14 protein-coding genes and 2 tRNA genes are annotated in these 16,838 nt (G+C 56.6%); 5 read left to right on the plus strand and 11 right to left on the minus strand.

Features of this window, described 5'->3' with window-relative positions; all coding sequences use genetic code 11:
- Window positions 1-17 precede the first annotated feature (17 nt).
- Both B5M06_RS00160 and B5M06_RS00165 read left to right on the plus strand, forming a co-directional pair.
- Window positions 18-1,166, plus strand: a complete 1,149-nt coding sequence (locus B5M06_RS00160) for a toll/interleukin-1 receptor domain-containing protein (RefSeq protein ID WP_080025122.1) — start codon at window positions 18-20, stop codon at window positions 1,164-1,166.
- Window positions 1,163-1,741, plus strand: coding sequence for an SLOG domain-containing protein (locus tag B5M06_RS00165; RefSeq protein WP_054066968.1), 579 nt, complete (start codon window positions 1,163-1,165; stop codon window positions 1,739-1,741). The genes B5M06_RS00160 and B5M06_RS00165 overlap by 4 nt, the downstream gene beginning before the upstream one ends.
- Window positions 1,742-1,766: 25 nt before the next feature.
- Here the strand turns inward: B5M06_RS00165 and B5M06_RS00170 are convergent, their stop codons facing one another.
- The 8 genes from B5M06_RS00170 to B5M06_RS00205 form a co-directional block, all read right to left on the minus strand.
- Entirely contained in the window at window positions 1,767-2,429 is a 663-nt protein-coding gene (locus B5M06_RS00170) for a uracil-DNA glycosylase (RefSeq protein WP_080025123.1), read from the minus strand.
- On the minus strand, window positions 2,426-3,568 hold the full coding sequence (locus B5M06_RS00175; protein ID WP_054066973.1) for a nucleoside triphosphate pyrophosphohydrolase family protein: 1,143 nt from the start codon (window positions 3,566-3,568) through the stop codon (window positions 2,426-2,428). Before B5M06_RS00175 ends, B5M06_RS00170 begins: the two co-directional genes overlap by 4 nt.
- A complete protein-coding gene (locus B5M06_RS00180; RefSeq protein ID WP_080025124.1) occupies window positions 3,565-4,191 on the minus strand; it encodes an Nmad2 family putative nucleotide modification protein in 627 nt (208 codons plus the stop codon). Before B5M06_RS00180 ends, B5M06_RS00175 begins: the two co-directional genes overlap by 4 nt.
- Window positions 4,191-4,658 carry a TIR domain-containing protein gene (locus B5M06_RS00185; RefSeq protein WP_054066966.1) on the minus strand — a complete coding sequence of 156 codons (468 nt, stop codon included), beginning with the start codon at window positions 4,656-4,658 and terminating at the stop codon, window positions 4,191-4,193. Before B5M06_RS00185 ends, B5M06_RS00180 begins: the two co-directional genes overlap by 1 nt.
- A gap of 88 nt (window positions 4,659-4,746) precedes the next feature.
- Window positions 4,747-5,256 (minus strand): RadC family protein, encoded by a 510-nt coding sequence (radC, locus tag B5M06_RS00190; RefSeq protein ID WP_054066965.1) that lies wholly within the window; start codon window positions 5,254-5,256, stop codon window positions 4,747-4,749.
- A gap of 332 nt (window positions 5,257-5,588) precedes the next feature.
- Entirely contained in the window at window positions 5,589-6,755 is a 1,167-nt protein-coding gene (locus B5M06_RS00195) for a PDDEXK nuclease domain-containing protein (protein ID WP_054066964.1), read from the minus strand.
- Window positions 6,752-7,951, minus strand: a complete 1,200-nt coding sequence (locus B5M06_RS00200) for a tyrosine-type recombinase/integrase (RefSeq protein ID WP_080025125.1) — start codon at window positions 7,949-7,951, stop codon at window positions 6,752-6,754. Before B5M06_RS00200 ends, B5M06_RS00195 begins: the two co-directional genes overlap by 4 nt.
- Before the next feature lie 230 nt (window positions 7,952-8,181).
- On the minus strand, window positions 8,182-9,735 hold the full coding sequence (locus tag B5M06_RS00205) for a fumarate hydratase (RefSeq protein ID WP_054066961.1): 1,554 nt from the start codon (window positions 9,733-9,735) through the stop codon (window positions 8,182-8,184).
- Window positions 9,736-9,923: 188 nt separating this feature from the next.
- Between B5M06_RS00205 and cls the strand changes: the two genes are divergently transcribed.
- The 3 genes from cls (at window position 9,924) to B5M06_RS00220 (ending at window position 14,371) form a co-directional block, all read left to right on the plus strand.
- Entirely contained in the window at window positions 9,924-11,375 is a 1,452-nt protein-coding gene (gene cls, locus B5M06_RS00210; RefSeq protein ID WP_054066963.1) for a cardiolipin synthase, read from the plus strand.
- Window positions 11,376-11,519: 144 nt separating this feature from the next.
- The gene (gene fumC, locus B5M06_RS00215; protein ID WP_054066960.1) at window positions 11,520-12,917 is read left to right on the plus strand and encodes a class II fumarate hydratase; all 1,398 of its coding nucleotides are present in this window, start codon (window positions 11,520-11,522) and stop codon (window positions 12,915-12,917) included.
- A gap of 182 nt (window positions 12,918-13,099) precedes the next feature.
- Entirely contained in the window at window positions 13,100-14,371 is a 1,272-nt protein-coding gene (locus B5M06_RS00220) for a sensor domain-containing diguanylate cyclase (RefSeq protein ID WP_240183967.1), read from the plus strand.
- A 127-nt stretch (window positions 14,372-14,498) separates the two neighbouring features.
- On the opposite strand, the gene B5M06_RS00225 is transcribed toward B5M06_RS00220, so the two are convergent.
- The 3 genes from B5M06_RS00225 to B5M06_RS00235 form a co-directional block, all read right to left on the minus strand.
- Window positions 14,499-14,574 (minus strand) — tRNA-His (locus B5M06_RS00225).
- 49 nt (window positions 14,575-14,623) lie between these two features.
- A tRNA-His gene (locus B5M06_RS00230) sits at window positions 14,624-14,699 on the minus strand.
- Window positions 14,700-14,764: 65 nt separating this feature from the next.
- Entirely contained in the window at window positions 14,765-16,666 is a 1,902-nt protein-coding gene (locus B5M06_RS00235) for a SurA N-terminal domain-containing protein (protein ID WP_054065843.1), read from the minus strand.
- Window positions 16,667-16,838: the final 172 nt, after the last annotated feature.

Genomic DNA, 16,838 nt, shown 5'->3' on the forward strand with positions numbered 1-16,838 from the left:
ATACGGCTAAGGTTGACATGTCTTCTCTATATCAGCTTGCAGTACTTGGATCACCAAGTACTACTCAGCTTTCTGAGCTTGAGAATATCTTGTCTCAAGCCGTAAGCATGTTCAATCTGCGGCTGGGTCATGAGGTCGAATGGAATATCTGTCCTGAATCATTCGAGCCCCACCAGCAAAGATCTTCCGCTGCAGTTTTTTTTGGCGGGGAAAATGCGCCTCTTGCCAATGTCGCAAAGCTGTTGGAGCGTGGTGTTCCATTGCTACCGGTGGCATCGGATGTCACTAGAGTCAATTTTGAGATTCCAGCAATGATGCAGCCGCTAAACTGTCTAGCGTATGCAGCAGGTGGTGCACAACGCGTTGCGACTGCGTTGCTGGAATGTGCGGGGTTACTCCCCCGGCAGCGGCGGGTTTTTGTGAGCTACCGCCGAGGTGAAGCCCGAGAAGCCGCATTGCAATTGTTTGACGCTCTTTCTGCAAGACTTTTTGATGTGTTTTTAGATACACACGGTATTCCTCCTGCGGAGGATTTTCAGACAATGCTGTGGCATCGTCTTTGTGATTCCGATGTTCTCTTGATGCTTGATACACCAGGATACTTTGAAAGCCGATGGACTAGCGCAGAGTTCGGACGGGCTCTTGCAAAGGGCATCAGCGTTTTGCGTGTTGGCTGGCCAGACGCCACTCCTTCTACCCGTACGGCGACAGCTAGTCGGGCGGAGCTGCTACCCGAAGAAGTTGATCCGGCGACTGGGCGCATCTCTGAAGAAGCTGTGGAACGCATCTGTCTGCAGCTTGAGGAAGTGCGTAGCCAAAGCCATGCAGTTCGCTCGGTTAATCTCGTAAGTAATATAAGAAATGCGATCGAAACTATCGGCGGTCAGGTTATCGGCGTAGGTGCTAGCAAGGCCGTCCATATCCAGTTGCCTGACGGCCGAAATGTAGTCGTTTATCCGACAGTTGGTGTTCCCACATCGACAACGTTGCACGACGCTTCTAGCAGTTCTCCGGATCAATCCGTGGCAGTTGTTTATGATCATGTCGGTCTGCATCCTCGCTGGCTAGGACATTTGGACTGGCTAGGGCAGCACATTCACTCGGCACGGTGGGTCAAGGCCAGCGAGGCTGGCTGGCAGTTTGCAGATTGGGAGGTACGAACATGAGCGCAATATTCCTCTCTGCAAGTGTGCCTCTCATTAATCGAGGCACCTATCATGAAACAGCAAACCCATTTCTCATTCAATGCGCGGTTCGGGAGTTGGTAATTGCCGTCATTCGTCAGCACAAGATTGTGTGGGGTGGACATCCAGCTATCACCCCTATGATCTGGAGTATTTGCGAAGATTTAGATGTGGATTACGCTCAATCTGTAATTCTATATCAGAGTAGGTTTTTTGAGGATCGTTATCCAGAAGAGAACAAACTTTTTAAAAATGTCACTTTCATCGAGGCAGTGCCGAATGATAGGGATGCAAGCCTATCTGTGATGCGAGAAAAAATGCTTTCTCGCGAAGATTTAGTTGCTGCTGTCTTTATTGGTGGAATGGAGGGGGTAGAAGTCGAGCATGATATTTTTAGAAAATTTCATCCCGCGTCTAAAGTGCTACCAGTAACTGCACCAGGAGGGGCTGCCCTAAATCTTGCTAAGAAACACAACTATCTCCCTAATGAAGAACTTGCAGACGTGGACTTCGCACGTCTTTTTCACCTTCATTTAACCGAAACTACAGGCGAATAGCTACTCGCTAGAAGAAACAACGTTTTTAGAATAGCGAGCCAGTGCTCATTGGATGCCCATACAGTTCAGAGATTTGCGTTTGAAATTGTGTTTGTCCACCATAACTTGGATGCCTCACAGGGATTATCGGCACACTATCTGTTATGCGACGGGCGGCGGCGGCGGCATCATTCCCGATGGCAACAATGCGCGACGGACGGAGCAGAGCAATAAGCTGCAGCAGCAGTTCTTCACCGGCTCGCCTTTCACGGGCATTGTGTTGCCTATTAGTAAATGGATATCCTGATTCATGAGGGTGAAGTGGAAAAACATTCCACAGAAATATGCGAGCATCAATATGCTCCAGCATTCCCCATATGACTGCAGCAGTTCTCTCAGCGACAGCGCTGCCAACTGTCGGTAGCTCTGAGGTCAAATCAACATTCCAGCGCTTGGCATGTTGATGCATATGAACATCGTCAGTCAGGGCTAGTCCAGTGCGACGGCCTCCGCGATACCCTAAATCTCGACCAATCCAAATTGCATCGACAGGCTCCTGTGTAGCGCAACGCAGCAATGCAGAAAGTGTGGCCGCACGGCGACGCGGCGCATCTCGACGATCATGAATTTCGCAGCGATCAGAATATGGATTGAAGCAGTCCTCGAACTGTAACGAAGATACAGCTTCAACAAAAGGATGAATTTTCATTTTTCCGACTCAAGAGGCATGTATTTCAAAGTGCGCTCTTCTCTATTTCCAACAATCCAGCCTCCTTGGTTTTTCTTGATTTCTCGAAACACAGTATATCCATCCAAAATCGCCCTTTCCCAGAGCTTTAATGGACATTTTTCAACTTCGTAGCCGCTTACGAATTCATGAATAGTTTTAAGAATTCCCAGAGAAACTTTTTCTTGTTTCTCGAAGAAATTTAACTCCTTAGCTCTGGAGAAAATCCAAGCCGTAAGCCCTTCCTCAACCACTATTGCTCGGCCACTATCCTGCTCTTCATCATATTTGGACTGGCTCTTTCGCTTGTGTTTAATCAGTGCCCGTATAACAGGCGACCAGTGCAGTATGGCTGCATATGAAAAATGGAACACGTCATGAAACCGATATCCATCTCGATCCGCGATGTTGTCAGTCAGAGGATCGCCTATGAACACCCCATTCCATTGAAGGTAGCTTCTCCCGCTGCGACGCTGATTCACTCGGATCTTAAATTCCCTGGGAAGCTGCTCTTCACTTCCAAATTCGCTATCGAAATCAAGACCAACAAGATCAGCTGCCTGCGGTTCCAAGAAGGCCCCCCTTGCTTTCTGAAGGTTTCCTCGCGCCACATTAGAGAACGTCAACTTTGACGCATGGATGGCATCGAGATAGGCTCGCGCAAATTTTACTACGTCATCTCGCGCAGGAGGCCCGCCCAGCAAAGCTGCGGCGGCTTGCCCCAAGCATGCCAATGCAACGTCCAACCGTGCTGGCTCAGCCACGGGCATAGCAATGTAGGCCAACGCACCATTTTCGATGTCGCTTGCCGCACCTACGTTCTTAAAATTCCCGTGATTCGCAGCTTCGGCAAACACATCTTCAAGAGGTACTTGCATTCGTCGACAGATTGCTGCCAAGTACCAAAGGGTATCACCGAACTCTTCTTCCGCAGCCTTTCTGAAGCCTGGATAAGCAGATTTTTCGCGAACGTGCTTTTTGGCCGTGGCCATTATTCCACCGACCTCACCATAAAGCCCTTGAAGAACAGGATTCAAATCGGTTGAATCAAGTACATCCGTGTCTATTATTTCCGAAGCATAATCCGAAAGCAGCAGAGAGCCCCCTGGTTCATAATTCATCTCCGAAGTGTTAGCCATTCAAATGGTGCACCCTGATATCCGCTCACATTAAGACTGCGCACCCATAGCTCTAGTTTTCGAATCAGTTGAGGATCATCGAAAGTGGTCAAACCTATGCCTTTTTTACATAGTGCGCGCCCTTGTTGATCTATTAAGTCTTTTGGAAATGCCGGCCCCTCACCGCCAAAGTAAACAAAATCATTGCTAACCAGAACCCTATTCACTCCTGTATCACGAGCCACATGCTTAGGGTTAAGCGATCCATCAGGTCGGGAATGAAAAGAGTCGCGTTGCTGCCAAGCAGCTACTGACGCGGCACGGAAGTAAATATTATCCCCGCAGCTTTGCTTTCGACTACCATTGCGATAAGGCTTCTTAGATTCAAAGCGTGGGTCTACTTCGTATTCATCAAATGTCATCGTTTCCGTGACTCGCATCGCATACACTAGATACCCGCCACGCTTGATACTTCTATCATTGCTGCCGCTGCCAACGACCCAATCTCCGATGACGGCCCCTTTTCGTATACTTGGCTTGCAAGTTGCGAGTGTGCAGTATCCATAGAATGGATTTGGTGCGAAACCACTGTCATAACGCACAACGTATGAATGTATGCGTGTCATTAGCAAGGATGCCTTTTCAGTGGAATTGGATCACAGGCTCCGCCATCGGGTTTTTCCCATGTATCTCTTCCGTTAATGGCATCAATGATTGAATCACCATTCCAGCCAACCAAAGCATCGGCATGTTCTTTTAGTGCGTCTGGAATATCGCATTCCTTTTCGCCGTGTTCCCAAACGCCCACAATGCGCTTGCCTTGTTTGGCTGCATATTCTATTTCCCAGTTCACCCAGTCGCTATCCTTCGTCTGGGGTGAGACGTAGCAAATAAATACGCCTGCCCAGTTTATCGCTGGGGCCAAGATCTGCGTCTTGATGTAGTGCTCGTCTGTGGCTTTGTTGAACTTTCCTGTGTGGATAGAGGAGTCTCTGACGTCGAGCCCTTTGGGAGCCAGCAAATCTTTGAGCTTTTGTAGCCCATGATCGTCCTTATGGACATGGCTGATAAACACATTCCTTTTTTCGGCCATCTGTCACCTCCATCGACATGTTGAATGAGTAAAACATCGTAACGTAAATTGGGTTGAGGTGGCAGAAAAAAGGGGTCGAAGCCCTGCGTCACAGTAAGCCGTACTCGGCAAACGAAACGGTATCCGTACCTGCCACGATGACGTGATCCAGCGTGCGCACCTCCACCAGCCCCAGCGCTTCCTTGAGCCGCTGCGTCAGCACCTTATCGGCCTGCGACGGCTCAGGATTCCCGCTCGGATGGTTGTGCGAAAGGATCACTGCCGCAGCATTGAGCCGTAGTGCTTCCTTGACCACTTCGCGCGGATACACCGATGCACTGTCGATGGTGCCGTGGAACATCTCCCGGTACTCGATCAGCCGGTGGCGCGTATTCAGAAACAGCACCGCAAAGACTTCATGCTCGAAGCCTGCCAGCTTGTTGCGCAGGTACTCCTTGACCAGCGCCGGTGAAGTGAACTCAGCACCACGTTGCATCTTCAGCTCGATGGCCTGGCGTGCCGCTTCAAGAATTTGATCCACCGATGCCGGCATGTAGCGCCCTTGGGCGTCACGCACCAGCAAAGCGTCATCGAACGAGGAAAAGGACAGTTGCGACATGATCGTGCTCCGGTTGCTCGGGCGGAATTGCCCGGAACCGTGGCCAGCACGGCGCAGCGCAAGCAGTCAGGGATCGAAGACGGCCGACAGGCCGCAAGCGTGCGAGCACGCGTAGTCATTGACGGCGAGAACGCCGTGATACGGTGAAGGGAACAGCAAGACCGCCTACACCCCACTCAGCCACACCCGCTCTTGGCAAGTGCGCAGCACGCGCAGGCCCGGATCAACGATCCAGGCCAGAGGCGTCAGGGATCAGCGCCGAATGGCTGTGATTCGGCACGAAGCACGGGGCGCAGCCCGCGAGCCCGACGGCGGTACGCCGGGACGAACGACTATGGCTTATCTTCCTTGAGGGACAGCGTGCCGCGAGATTCAAGCAGACGCCTCGTGTTCTCCAACTCTTTCTGCAGCAATTCGGCATCCGGCAATACCGTCCGATAGTTCGCCGCCATCACCTTGGTCGGCAATCCATCCAGCGCATACCGCGCCAGGGCATGGCCCTTATCTGCGCACAGGATCAAGCCCACCGGCGGATTCTCATCCGGGTAGGCCCAATGCTCTTTGGCATAGTTGCAGTACATATGCATCTGCCCCACATCAGCATGGGTCAGGCTGCCCAGCTTCAGGTCGATGATGACCAGGCAGCGCAGCTTGCGATGGAAGAACAGCAGATCCACCCGATACCAGGTCTGGTCGATGCGCAACCGACGTTGCCGTCCGACGAAGGTGAAGTCTTCGCCCAGTTCCAGCAGGAAGTCTTCCAGCCGCTGGATCAAGGCCGCTTCCAGGTCGGATTCCGAATACTCGTCCTTGAGGTCGAGGAACTCCAGCACATACGGGTCTTTGATGGCGTCGTTGGGCGTGACGGCATCCTCGGGTTTGGCCACCGAACCCTTGACCAGCATCGCCGCCTTGTCCTTGGACAAGGCTGTGCGCTCGTAGAACTGGCTGCCAATCTGCCGGTCGAGCTGGCGCACACTCCAGCCACCGCGCAGCGCCTCGGCCTCGTAGAACTGGCGGGCATGGTCATCCTTGACCGACAGCAGCCGGACATAGGCTGACCACGGCAAGGTGAAGGCCTGGGCCAGTTCGGAGAGGTCGAATTTCCGAGACACTGTCTGGGATTTCTCGGCTGGCGGCTCATTTCCCAATTTCCCAGACACTGTCTGGGAAATTGGGGGCTGGGGGTATGCGAGGAAGAAGCGCCGCATGCTCTCCAGGTTGTTGACACCGAACCCGCGCCCGAATCGAGCCGTCAGGTCGGCAGACAACCTCTCCATCAACTGCTCACCGTAACCGGCCCGCCGCCTGCCTTTTTGCTCAGCCTCCACGATCCTTCGGCCAATCTCCCAATAGCTGGCTGTCATCAGCGCATTGACACTGCGCGCCGCTGCTTGGCGCGCCGCATCCAGCAGTTCCACGATGCCACCGTGGATACCGGCATAGCCGGCAGGTAAGGCAGCAGGTTTCCGCGTTCCCACAGGCGTCTTCCTTGTCATGCTGTCACCTCCATAGAACGGGATGCCCCGGTAATCGCCAGCCGCCGATTCGCCACCAGCTCGGCCGCATACCGCACTGGCTTGTCCTCGGTATGAACATAGTGCATAAACATCGCCACGGTCTTGTGACCGGTCAGCTTCATGCCCACCTTGGTCGGCACGCCCGAATTGGCAATATCGGTCGTCGCACGGTGGCGGATGCCGTGCGTACCGACGTGCGGGACACCGGCAGCCTTGAGCACGCGCGTCCAGCCGCCGTAGTGCTCACCGTAGGTCATGTGACGGGTCGTGTCGTTGGGCGACGGGAGGACGTAGGGGCAGCCGTCCCGGCGTGGCGCGGTGGACAGCAGCCGATAGGCTTCCTCACTCATGGGCTTGGAAATCCCACCCGTCTTGCTATCGGGCCAGACGACCCGCCGATTCTCCAAATCAATCCAATCCCATTCGAGCGAGCAGATTTCGGAGCGGCGGGCGGCGAACTCGAACTGCAGGCGGATCGCCAAGGGGATGACGTAGTTCTCCAGTCCTTCCGCCTCCAGGTGTTCCAACTGACGAAAGATCCGCACCAGTTCATCGTCCACGATGAGTCGGGTTTCCTTGCCGGGTGGGTACATCGGGACGTGGCGGCACGGATTCGTGCCGTCCGGGCGCAGCCCCCACACTTCGGCCAGGTTGAACATCTTGCGCAGCACGCCGAAGGTTCGATTTGCCTCGGCCTGCTTGTAGGCCAGCTTCTTCATCAGCGCGGCCACGTCCGGGCGCTTCACGTCCTGCACCTTCATCCGGCCCATGATCGGGATGATGCAGCGGTCAATGACGCCCTGATAGCCGCGCTGGGTGCTGGGCTTGTTGCGCTGCTTGGAGTAGTCCTCCATGAAGGTGTGGCAAAATTCCTTCATGGTCGGCGCCTTGCGGGCGGCGTTCTTGGCCGCGCTGGGGTCGCCGCCTTTGCGCACCTCGGCCAGCCACTCCTGCGCCATCGTGCGCGCCTGATCGACCGTCAGTTCCCCGTACTGGCCCAGGGCAGGCTTGCGGCGCTCGCCGGCATTCGTGCGGTACTGGAGCATGAACACCTTGCGGCCCGCCGGGGTGATCTTGCACAGGAAGCCAGGCACCACGGTATCCCGCAATTCGATGGCCTTGTCTTGGGGTTGTGCCGCATCGACTGCGGACTTGGTGAGCTTGATCTTCGCCATGATGACTCCTCGGAAAGCCCGGTTTCCAAGAGCCGCATGGGAGCCACGCGAGGGGGAAGCTGGGTCAAGTTTCGGAAAGCACCGGCATATATTAAACTCGCCTAAGTGATTGATAAACCTGCTGTATCGAGCATTGGCGTAGTCCAGCGAAATGCGGTATTGGAGTCATCGTGAAACAAAAAAACCGCCCGAAGGCGGTTTGGGTCTTTCAGGGCCGAAGCGCTGGTGCTTCAGGCACCGGCCACGGTGATGCCCTTGAACTCACCGGTGGCAATCTTTTCTTTCCAGATGGCAGGGCCGGTGATGTGCGCGCTGGTGCCACCGGCATCCACAGCCACGGTCACGGGCATGTCCACCACGTCAAATTCGTAGATGGCTTCCATGCCCAGGTCTTCAAAGCCGACCACCCTGGAATGCTTGATGGCCTTGGAGACCAGATAGGCTGCACCGCCCACGGCCATCAGGTAGGCCGACTGGTGCTTCTTGATGCTATCGATGGCCACAGGGCCGCGCTCGGCCTTGCCGACCATGGCGATCAGGCCGGTCTTTTCCAGCATCATGTCGGTGAACTTGTCCATGCGGGTGGCAGTGGTGGGGCCTGCGGGGCCGACCACTTCATCGCCCACGGGGTCCACGGGGCCAACGTAGTAGATCACGCGATTGGTGAAGTCCACGGGCAGTGGCTCGCCCTTGGCCAGCATGTCCTGAATGCGCTTGTGGGCAGCGTCACGGCCGGTGAGCATCTTGCCGTTGAGCAGCAGGGTGTCGCCGGGCTTCCAGGAAGCCACTTCTTCCTTGGTCAGGGTGTTCAGGTCTACGCGCTTGGACTTGTTGTAGTCAGGCGCCCAGTCCAGCTTGGGCCAGGTGTCCATGGAGGGTGGATCCAGGTACACGGGGCCAGAGCCGTCCAGCACAAAGTGGGCGTGGCGGGTAGCTGCGCAGTTGGGGATCATGGCCACGGGCTTGGAGGCAGCGTGCGTGGGGTACATGTTGATCTTCACGTCCAGCACGGTGGTCAGGCCGCCCAGGCCCTGCGCACCAATACCCAGTGCGTTGATTTTTTCGTACAGCTCCAGACGCAGCTTTTCCACGTCGTCCAGCTCAGCACCGGAGGCTGCCTTTTCCTGGAGCTGGTACATGTTCAGCTCTTCCATCAGGCTTTCCTTGGCCAGCAGAACCGCTTTTTCTGCCGTGCCGCCAATGCCGATACCGATCATGCCGGGTGGGCACCAGCCAGCGCCCATGGTGGGGATGGTCTTGAGCACCCATTCCACCAGATCGTCGCTGGGGTTCATCATGATCATCTTGGACTTGTTCTCGGAGCCGCCGCCCTTGGCCGCGACGGTCACTTCCACGGTGTTACCCGGCACGATCTGCACGTTGATGACGGCAGGCGTGTTGTCCTTGGTGTTCTTGCGCTTGAAGTGAGGGTCTGCCACCACCGAAGCACGCAGGGTGTTTGCGGGGTGGTTGTAGGCACGGCGCACGCCTTCGTTGATGGCGTCTTCCAGGCCCATGGTGAAGCCGTCCCACTTCACATCCATACCCACCTTCAGGAACACGTTGACGATGCCGGTGTCCTGACAGATAGGACGCTGGCCCGTGGCCGACATCTTCGAGTTCGTCAGGATCTGCGCCATCGCATCCTTGGCCGCAGGGCTTTGCTCACGCTCATAGGCGCGCGCCAGGTGCTGGATGAAATCCGGGGTGTGGTAGTAGCTGATGTACTGGAGCGCACCTGCGATCGAGTCGATCAGGTCTTGCTGTCGGATGGAGGTGGTCATCGTGGAGCTTCTCAGGTTTGTTATTGCGCGGGTTGCGCGGAAAAAATCCTGTTGATTATCAGCGCATCCGGAGCCTGCTGCGCAGCAAATCTGACAAGTCTTATATAGGACTCGACGATTGCTCTTGCATGACTGCGCGATCACATGCAATGCAGGAAGCCGCCTGCAGCACGGTATGCTGCTGCCCCATGACATGGATTCTTCTGGTCTTGCATTTGCTTGTAGTCGTCGGGCTGGGTCTGCGCATTCTCTGGCGTACCGATCTGCGCCCCGATGTTCGCATGGGCTGGCTCGTCACCGTGGTGCTGCTGCCGGTCATCAGCTGTGTGCTGTACTTTCTGTTTGGTGAGGTCGCCCTGCGCCGTGGTGGGCGTGCTCGCCACCGGAAAGTGCGCGACTACATGCTGCGCCACATGCAGACCCCCATGCCGAATGCGCAGACGGTGCAGCAGGAGATGCAGCACACGATTGACCGCCCCTGGCACAGCGCCTTTGGCTATGCGGCGTCCATCAACGGTTTTCTGCCCAGCAAGGGCCACAGCGCCGAGCTGATGCCCGACGGTGCCACGGCCCGTGCCCGCATGCTGCAGGATATGGATGCGGCGCAGCACGAAATTCATGTGCTCTACTACATCTGGCTGGACGACGAAACCGGCCGCAACATTGCCCAGGCGCTGATTCGCGCCGCCCAGCGCGGGGTGAAGTGCCGTGCCATGGTTGATGGTCTGGGCTCGCGTGCACTGGTGCACTCGCCACTGTGGAAAGCCATGGAAGCCGCTGGCGTGGAAGTGGCTGTGGCCCTGCCCCTGAGCCACCCGATACGCGTGCTGCTGACCAGCCGCATTGACCTGCGCAACCACCGCAAGATCACCATCATTGACCGCCAGATCACCTATTGCGGCAGCCAGAACTGTGCTGACGAGGCTTTTTTGCCCAAGGCCAGGTTTGCGCCCTGGGTGGACATCATGCTGCGTGTGCAAGGCCCTGTGGTGGCGCAGATGCAGTGGGTGTTTGCCAGCGACTGGAACCAGTCGGAGGCCCAGCCCTTTCCCCCCCCAGAACCTCCCCCCCTGCCTTGCGCAGAAGACAGCGGCTTTGCCGCCGTGGTGATTGCCGAAGGCCCAACGGAGCGTGCCCGCTCCACCTCGCAGCTGATGCTGCAGCTGCTGGCCTGTGCGCAGCAGGAGGTGGTGATTTCTACCCCCTACTTTGTGCCCGATGCCACGGTGCTGGACGCCCTGTGCGCAGCCGCCTGGCGGGGCGTGACCGTGCGCATGATCTTTCCGGCGCGCAATGACTCTGCCTTTGTGGCCGCAGCCAGCCGCAGCTACTACCAGCGCCTGCTCACGGCTGGGGTACAAATCCATGAGTTCACCCCCGGCCTGCTACACGCCAAAACACTGTGCGTGGACGGGCAAGTGACGCTGCTTGGCTCCACCAATCTGGACCTGCGCAGCTTTGACCTGAACTTTGAAAACAACATCCTGCTGCAGGACGCGGCCATCACGGCCGCCGTGCGCCAGCGCCAGGATGACTACATGGCACAGTCGCACCCCGTGACGCTCAAAGACCTGAAGGCCTGGCCATGGTGGCTGCACATCTGGAACAACCTGCTGGCCATGATGAGCCCGGTGCTGTAGTCCATCCTCTATCGCTGCTATTGAGAATAACTCTCAACTACTGCGCTACCATGTGGACTCTATCTCTCACATCTGCGGCAGCACTTTGTGGCGGCAGCGCCATGTGCACCACCCATGCCGCACAGACAACAGGAGTACGCATCCATGACTGCCACCCGCCTGGAACAAGACAGCTTCGGCCCCATCGCTGTGCCTGCCGATAAGCTCTGGGGCGCACAGACCCAGCGTTCACTGCACAACTTCAAGATCAGCGGTGAGCGTCAGCCGCATGAAATCATTCACGCGCTGACTCAGGTGAAAAAAGCCAGTGCCACTGTGAACTGTGCGCTGGGGCTGCTGGATGCAAAAAAGGCCAAGGCCATCATTGCAGCTGCCGACGAAGTACTGGCAGGCCAGCACCCGGATGAATTTCCGCTGGTGGTCTGGCAAACCGGCTCCGGCACGCAGACCAATATGAACGTCAACGAGGTGCTGGCCAACCGTGCCAGTGAAATCCTCGGCGGTGAACGCGGCGAAGCCCGGCTGATCCACCCCAATGACGACGTAAACAAGAGCCAGTCCAGCAATGACGTCTTCCCCACGGCCATGCATGTGGCGGCCGTCACGGCCATTGAAACCCGGTTGCTGCCCGCCATTGCCACCCTGCGCAGCACGCTGCAGGCCAAGAGCGAGGCTTTTGCAGACATCGTGAAGATTGGCCGTACCCACCTGCAGGATGCAACGCCGCTCACACTGGGTCAGGAAATTTCTGGCTGGGTGGCACAACTGGCGCATGGTGAACGCCATGTGCGCGCGGCACTGCCACATCTGCATGAACTGGCCTTGGGCGGCACCGCCGTAGGTACGGGCCTGAATGCCCCGAAAGGCTATGCCGAAGGGGTAGCGCACGAGCTAGCCCAGATGACGGGCTACCCGTTTGTGACTTCGCCCAACAAGTTTGAGTCGCTGGCTTCCTGCGACGCGCTGGTACATGCCCATGGCGCACTCAAGACACTGGCGGCAAGTCTGATGAAGATTGCCAACGATGTACGCTGGCTGGCTTCCGGCCCACGCAGCGGCCTGGGTGAAATCACCATTCCTGAAAATGAGCCCGGCTCATCCATCATGCCCGGCAAGGTCAACCCCACGCAGTGCGAAGCCATGACCATGCTCTGCGCCCAGGTGTTTGGCAACGACGTTGCCATCAACTTTGGCGGCGCTTCTGGCAACTTTGAGCTGAACGTTTTCCGCCCCATGGTGGCCCACAACTTCCTGCAAAGCGTGCGCCTGCTGGCCGATGGCATGCTGAGCTTTAACGAGCACTGCGCCACAGGCATTGAGCCGCACAAGGAGCGCATTGAAGAACTGGTGGAGCGCTCGCTAATGCTGGTCACTGCCCTGAACCCGCACATCGGCTACGACAAGGCAGCCCTGATCGCCAAGAAGGCACACAAGGAAGGCAGCAGCCTGCGTGAAGCAGCGATTGCCAGCGGCTTTTTGACAGCGCAACAGTTTGACCAGTGGGTGGTGCCCGGAAAGATGGTGGGCAACCTGGAAAATTGATAGCTTTCAGCGCTAGATCCATAAGCCTTAGAGCCAGATTCGAATCAATATCTCGAACCTGGCTCGCTTTGTTTGTGCGGCTGCTGTCTGCAGTGGTGATCGCAGTCTTCTCCTACAAAAATTGCTGGTGCTGCTTTGGTATGATTTGAAACAAATATTTACATTCAAGCATCCCATTGATCGTGACAGAAAGCATTGCAGCCCTAACGCCCACGTCCCATTTATTGCAGGCTGCCGTTGACCAGTCATTCAACGCCGTTGTCATCACCAGCGCAGATCACAGCAGCCAAGGCCCTTGCATCACTTACTGCAACCGTGCCTTTGCAGCCATGACGGGCTACAGCGCGGAGGAACTTCTGGGCCAGTCGCCCCGGATTCTGCAAGGCCCGCTCACAGATCCCAAGGTCATACAGCATCTGCGCCAATGCCTGCAGAACGGGGAGTTCTTCCAGGGCTCAACGTTTAACTACCGCAAGGATGGCAGCGCATACCTGGTGGAGTGGAATATCTCTCCGGTGCGAGATGCAAGCGGGCAGATACAGGCTTATGTCTCCGTGCAGCAGGACATCACCGCCAGGGTGCGTGCTGAACAGCGCCAGGCCTTGCTGGCCAAAGCGCTGGACGCCACGCATGATGCCGTTCTGATTGCCGACCACCAGGCACACATCCTGTTTGTGAACCATGCCTTTGAGCAGCAGACGGGTTACAGCAGTGCAGAAGTGCTGGGGCGAACACCACAGTTTCTGCAGTCGGGCCAGCATACGCCAGCGTTTTACAACCAGCTGCGTGCTGCCTTGCAGCAAGGCAGCAGCTACCGGAACACCTTCACCAATCGCCACAAAAACGGCTCGCTGTACTACGCCGCGCAAACCATCTCGCCCATCAAGGATGAACATGGAGCCATCTCACACTACGTGAGCGTGAGCAAGGACGTGACCGCGCTGGTGACGCACACCAGAGAGCTGCGCCAGCAGGCGTACCACGATGCACTCACCGGCCTGCTCAACCGGCGCGCTGGTGAAACGCAGCTGCAGCTGTGCAGCCAGAATGCACAAATGCGCCAAAGCCACTATGCACTGATCCTGTGTGACATCGACAACTTCAAGCAGGTCAATGACCGCTTTGGCCATGAAACGGGTGACCATGTACTGCAGCGCTGCGCAAGCCTGCTCAGTGCCAGCGTGCGCAGTGGCGATACCGTGGTGCGCTGGGGTGGCGAAGAGTTTCTGATCATTCTGCCCGACTGCCCACCCAGTGCAGCCCTTGACCTGGCAGAGCGCATTCGCAGCACCGTTGCCAGCCACGATGACCCAGTCATTGGCGGCTTCACCATTTCGCTGGGGGTGGCGACCTCTGAAACCATTGAAGACCATACCGCCCTGCTGCGCAAGGCAGATTCCGCGCTGTACGCCTGCAAGCGCAATGGCCGCAATCAGGCGCTGATCGCCGCATAGTGCTGCGGCTTCATGCATGACAGGCCGCGTACCACGCCTGTCGCACTGTCACACATGTCGTGCGGCATGCAGCACTGAGAAGCACAAAAAACAAAAGCCCCAGGCGTTGAACCTGGGGCTTTTTTTTTGGGGTGGCTGATGGGGCTCGAACCCACGACAACAGGAATCACAATCCTGGACTCTACCAACTGAGCTACAGCCACCATGTATAGATTAAAAACCCGCCTGCGCTTAGGCGGGTTTTGCAAATTTTGGGGTGGCTGATGGGGCTCGAACCCACGACAACAGGAATCACAATCCTGGACTCTACCAACTGAGCTACAGCCACCGTAGAGATTCAAATTATAGCGTGTTTTCGAGTACCTCAGGAAAACGCGCTATAAATTTTTTGCTTCAAGGGCGATCCACCTTAAACTGAACGTCGAATTTCTTCTTGAGCAGTTCGTAGTAGGCAGCGCCTTCTGCAGAAGCAAACAATTGTACATACTGCAGCAGTGCCTGACGGGCAATTTGCGCATTTCTTTCTTCAGAAGGCAGTACTTTTTCAAGCTTGACCACGGCATAGCCCTCATCACCCAGGCTCACGCCCGACCAGGAAGGCAGAACGTCGGTCTTGGCCTGCAAAGCGGCATTGACCACGGACACGGGCTGGCCATGGGTCTGCTCGCGCGACACCACGATGGCAGGCGACAAGCCCTGGGCCTTGGCGGCATCAGCCTGCCATTCCTTGAGCGCAGCTTCACCCGCTTCGCGGGCCAGCACGGCAGACTGCTGCTCCACATACAGGTTCTTCACACGGTCGGCCACTTCATCGAAGCTCAGCTGCTTGGCAGGCTGGTAGCTCACCACACGGCCAGAAGCCATCTGGTTGGTGCCAACGTCCACAGCATCGGTGTTGCGCTTGTTCTCCAGGCTATCCGCTGTAAACAGGGCATCCAGGAAATCCTTGCTGGCCAGTGCACCCTGTGCTTCAGGCTGAGGATCGCGGGTTACACCATCGGCGGTGTGCAGCTTCAGACCCAGCTTGTCGATGACAGGCTGCAGGCTATCAGGCTGCTCGAACACGATGCTGGCAAATTGCTCGGCCACTTCCGCAAACTTGCGCTGCGCCTGCTGATCCTTGAGGTCGTTGACAATCTTTTCGCGCACAGATTCAAAGCTGGGAACCTTGGGTTCCTTGACGTCAGTGACCTGAATCACGTGGTAGCCAAATTCGCTTTCCACCACATCACTGACTTGACCGTTCTGGAGGGTAAAGGCCACCTGCTCGAACTCAGGCACCATGGCGCCACGCGAGAAGAAGCCCAGATCGCCACCGGAAGCCGCAGAGCCGGAGTCCTGCGACTCAGCCTTGGCCACCTCTGCAAAACGCGAGGGATCTTTCTTCAGTTCATCAGCAATACCCTGTGCCTTGGCCTTGACTGCTTCACGCTCGTCTGCAGACATGCTGCGTGGCGCATTGAGCAGAATGTGGCGGGCACGGCGCTCTTCCTTCTCATCCGTCAGGCGAGAAGCGTTTTCCTTGTAATAGGTCTGCAGGTCAGCTTCGTTCAGTTCGATGCCGTCGCGCACAGCCTCCAGGTCCAGCACCACATATTCGACCTTGGCCTGCTCAGCCTGCTGGAACAGATCCTTGTGGCTTTCATAGAAAGCCTTGAGGGCTTCATCGTTTACCTGCACCTTGGCTGCAAAGTCCTTGGACAGGAACTGCGCCACCTGAATTTCACGGCGCTGCAGGAAGGCATCCATGGCGATATCAGCCACAGCAGGCGTTGCAAATGCGGTATTCATCACATTGCCCAGCACCTGGCCCAGAGACATGTCACGACGCAGGGAGGCTTCAAAGCCTTCTGGCGTCATGCCCTGCATGGCCAGCAGTGCACGGTAGCCGTCTGCATCCAGCGTGCCATCAGGCTTGCGCAGGCTGGCAATGGCAGGCACTTCCTGCAGAGCACGAGCCAGCGCGGCATCGCTGGTCAGCAGGTGCATCTTCTGTGCCGCAACCTGCATGACACGATCGCGGACCATGCGCTCCAGTGTGGCATAGCGCGCTTCAGGCGAGTCCAGCAACTTGGCATCAATATTGGGGTTTTCGGCACGCAAGCGATCGCTTTCATAGCGATGCATGTTGTCCCAGTCGTTCTGGGTAATCTCCTGCCCATCCACACGCGCTACCGTCGGACTGGCGACGGAGAAGTAACTTTGGTCAACGCCAAAAAAAATGAACGAGGGAATGATCAGCAAGAACAACAAGATCATGACGAACTTGGAATGCTTGCGGATTGATTCGAGCATAGTCAGTCTTTCAGAGGATGCAGACAAAAAAGGCGAACTCTCGCTCGCCTTTTAGATGGGGATTGCGCCGCCTTCCAGACAGACGGCAGCACGCGAACCGAAAAGTAAACCCGAGGATTCTACTCGCTGCGCCCTGGAATGCACTTCGCGGACATGGGTGATTTGCCGACAA

Source organism: Comamonas kerstersii, assembly GCF_002056725.1.
In the GTDB taxonomy this organism is placed as follows: Bacteria; Pseudomonadota; Gammaproteobacteria; order Burkholderiales; family Burkholderiaceae_C; genus Comamonas; species Comamonas kerstersii.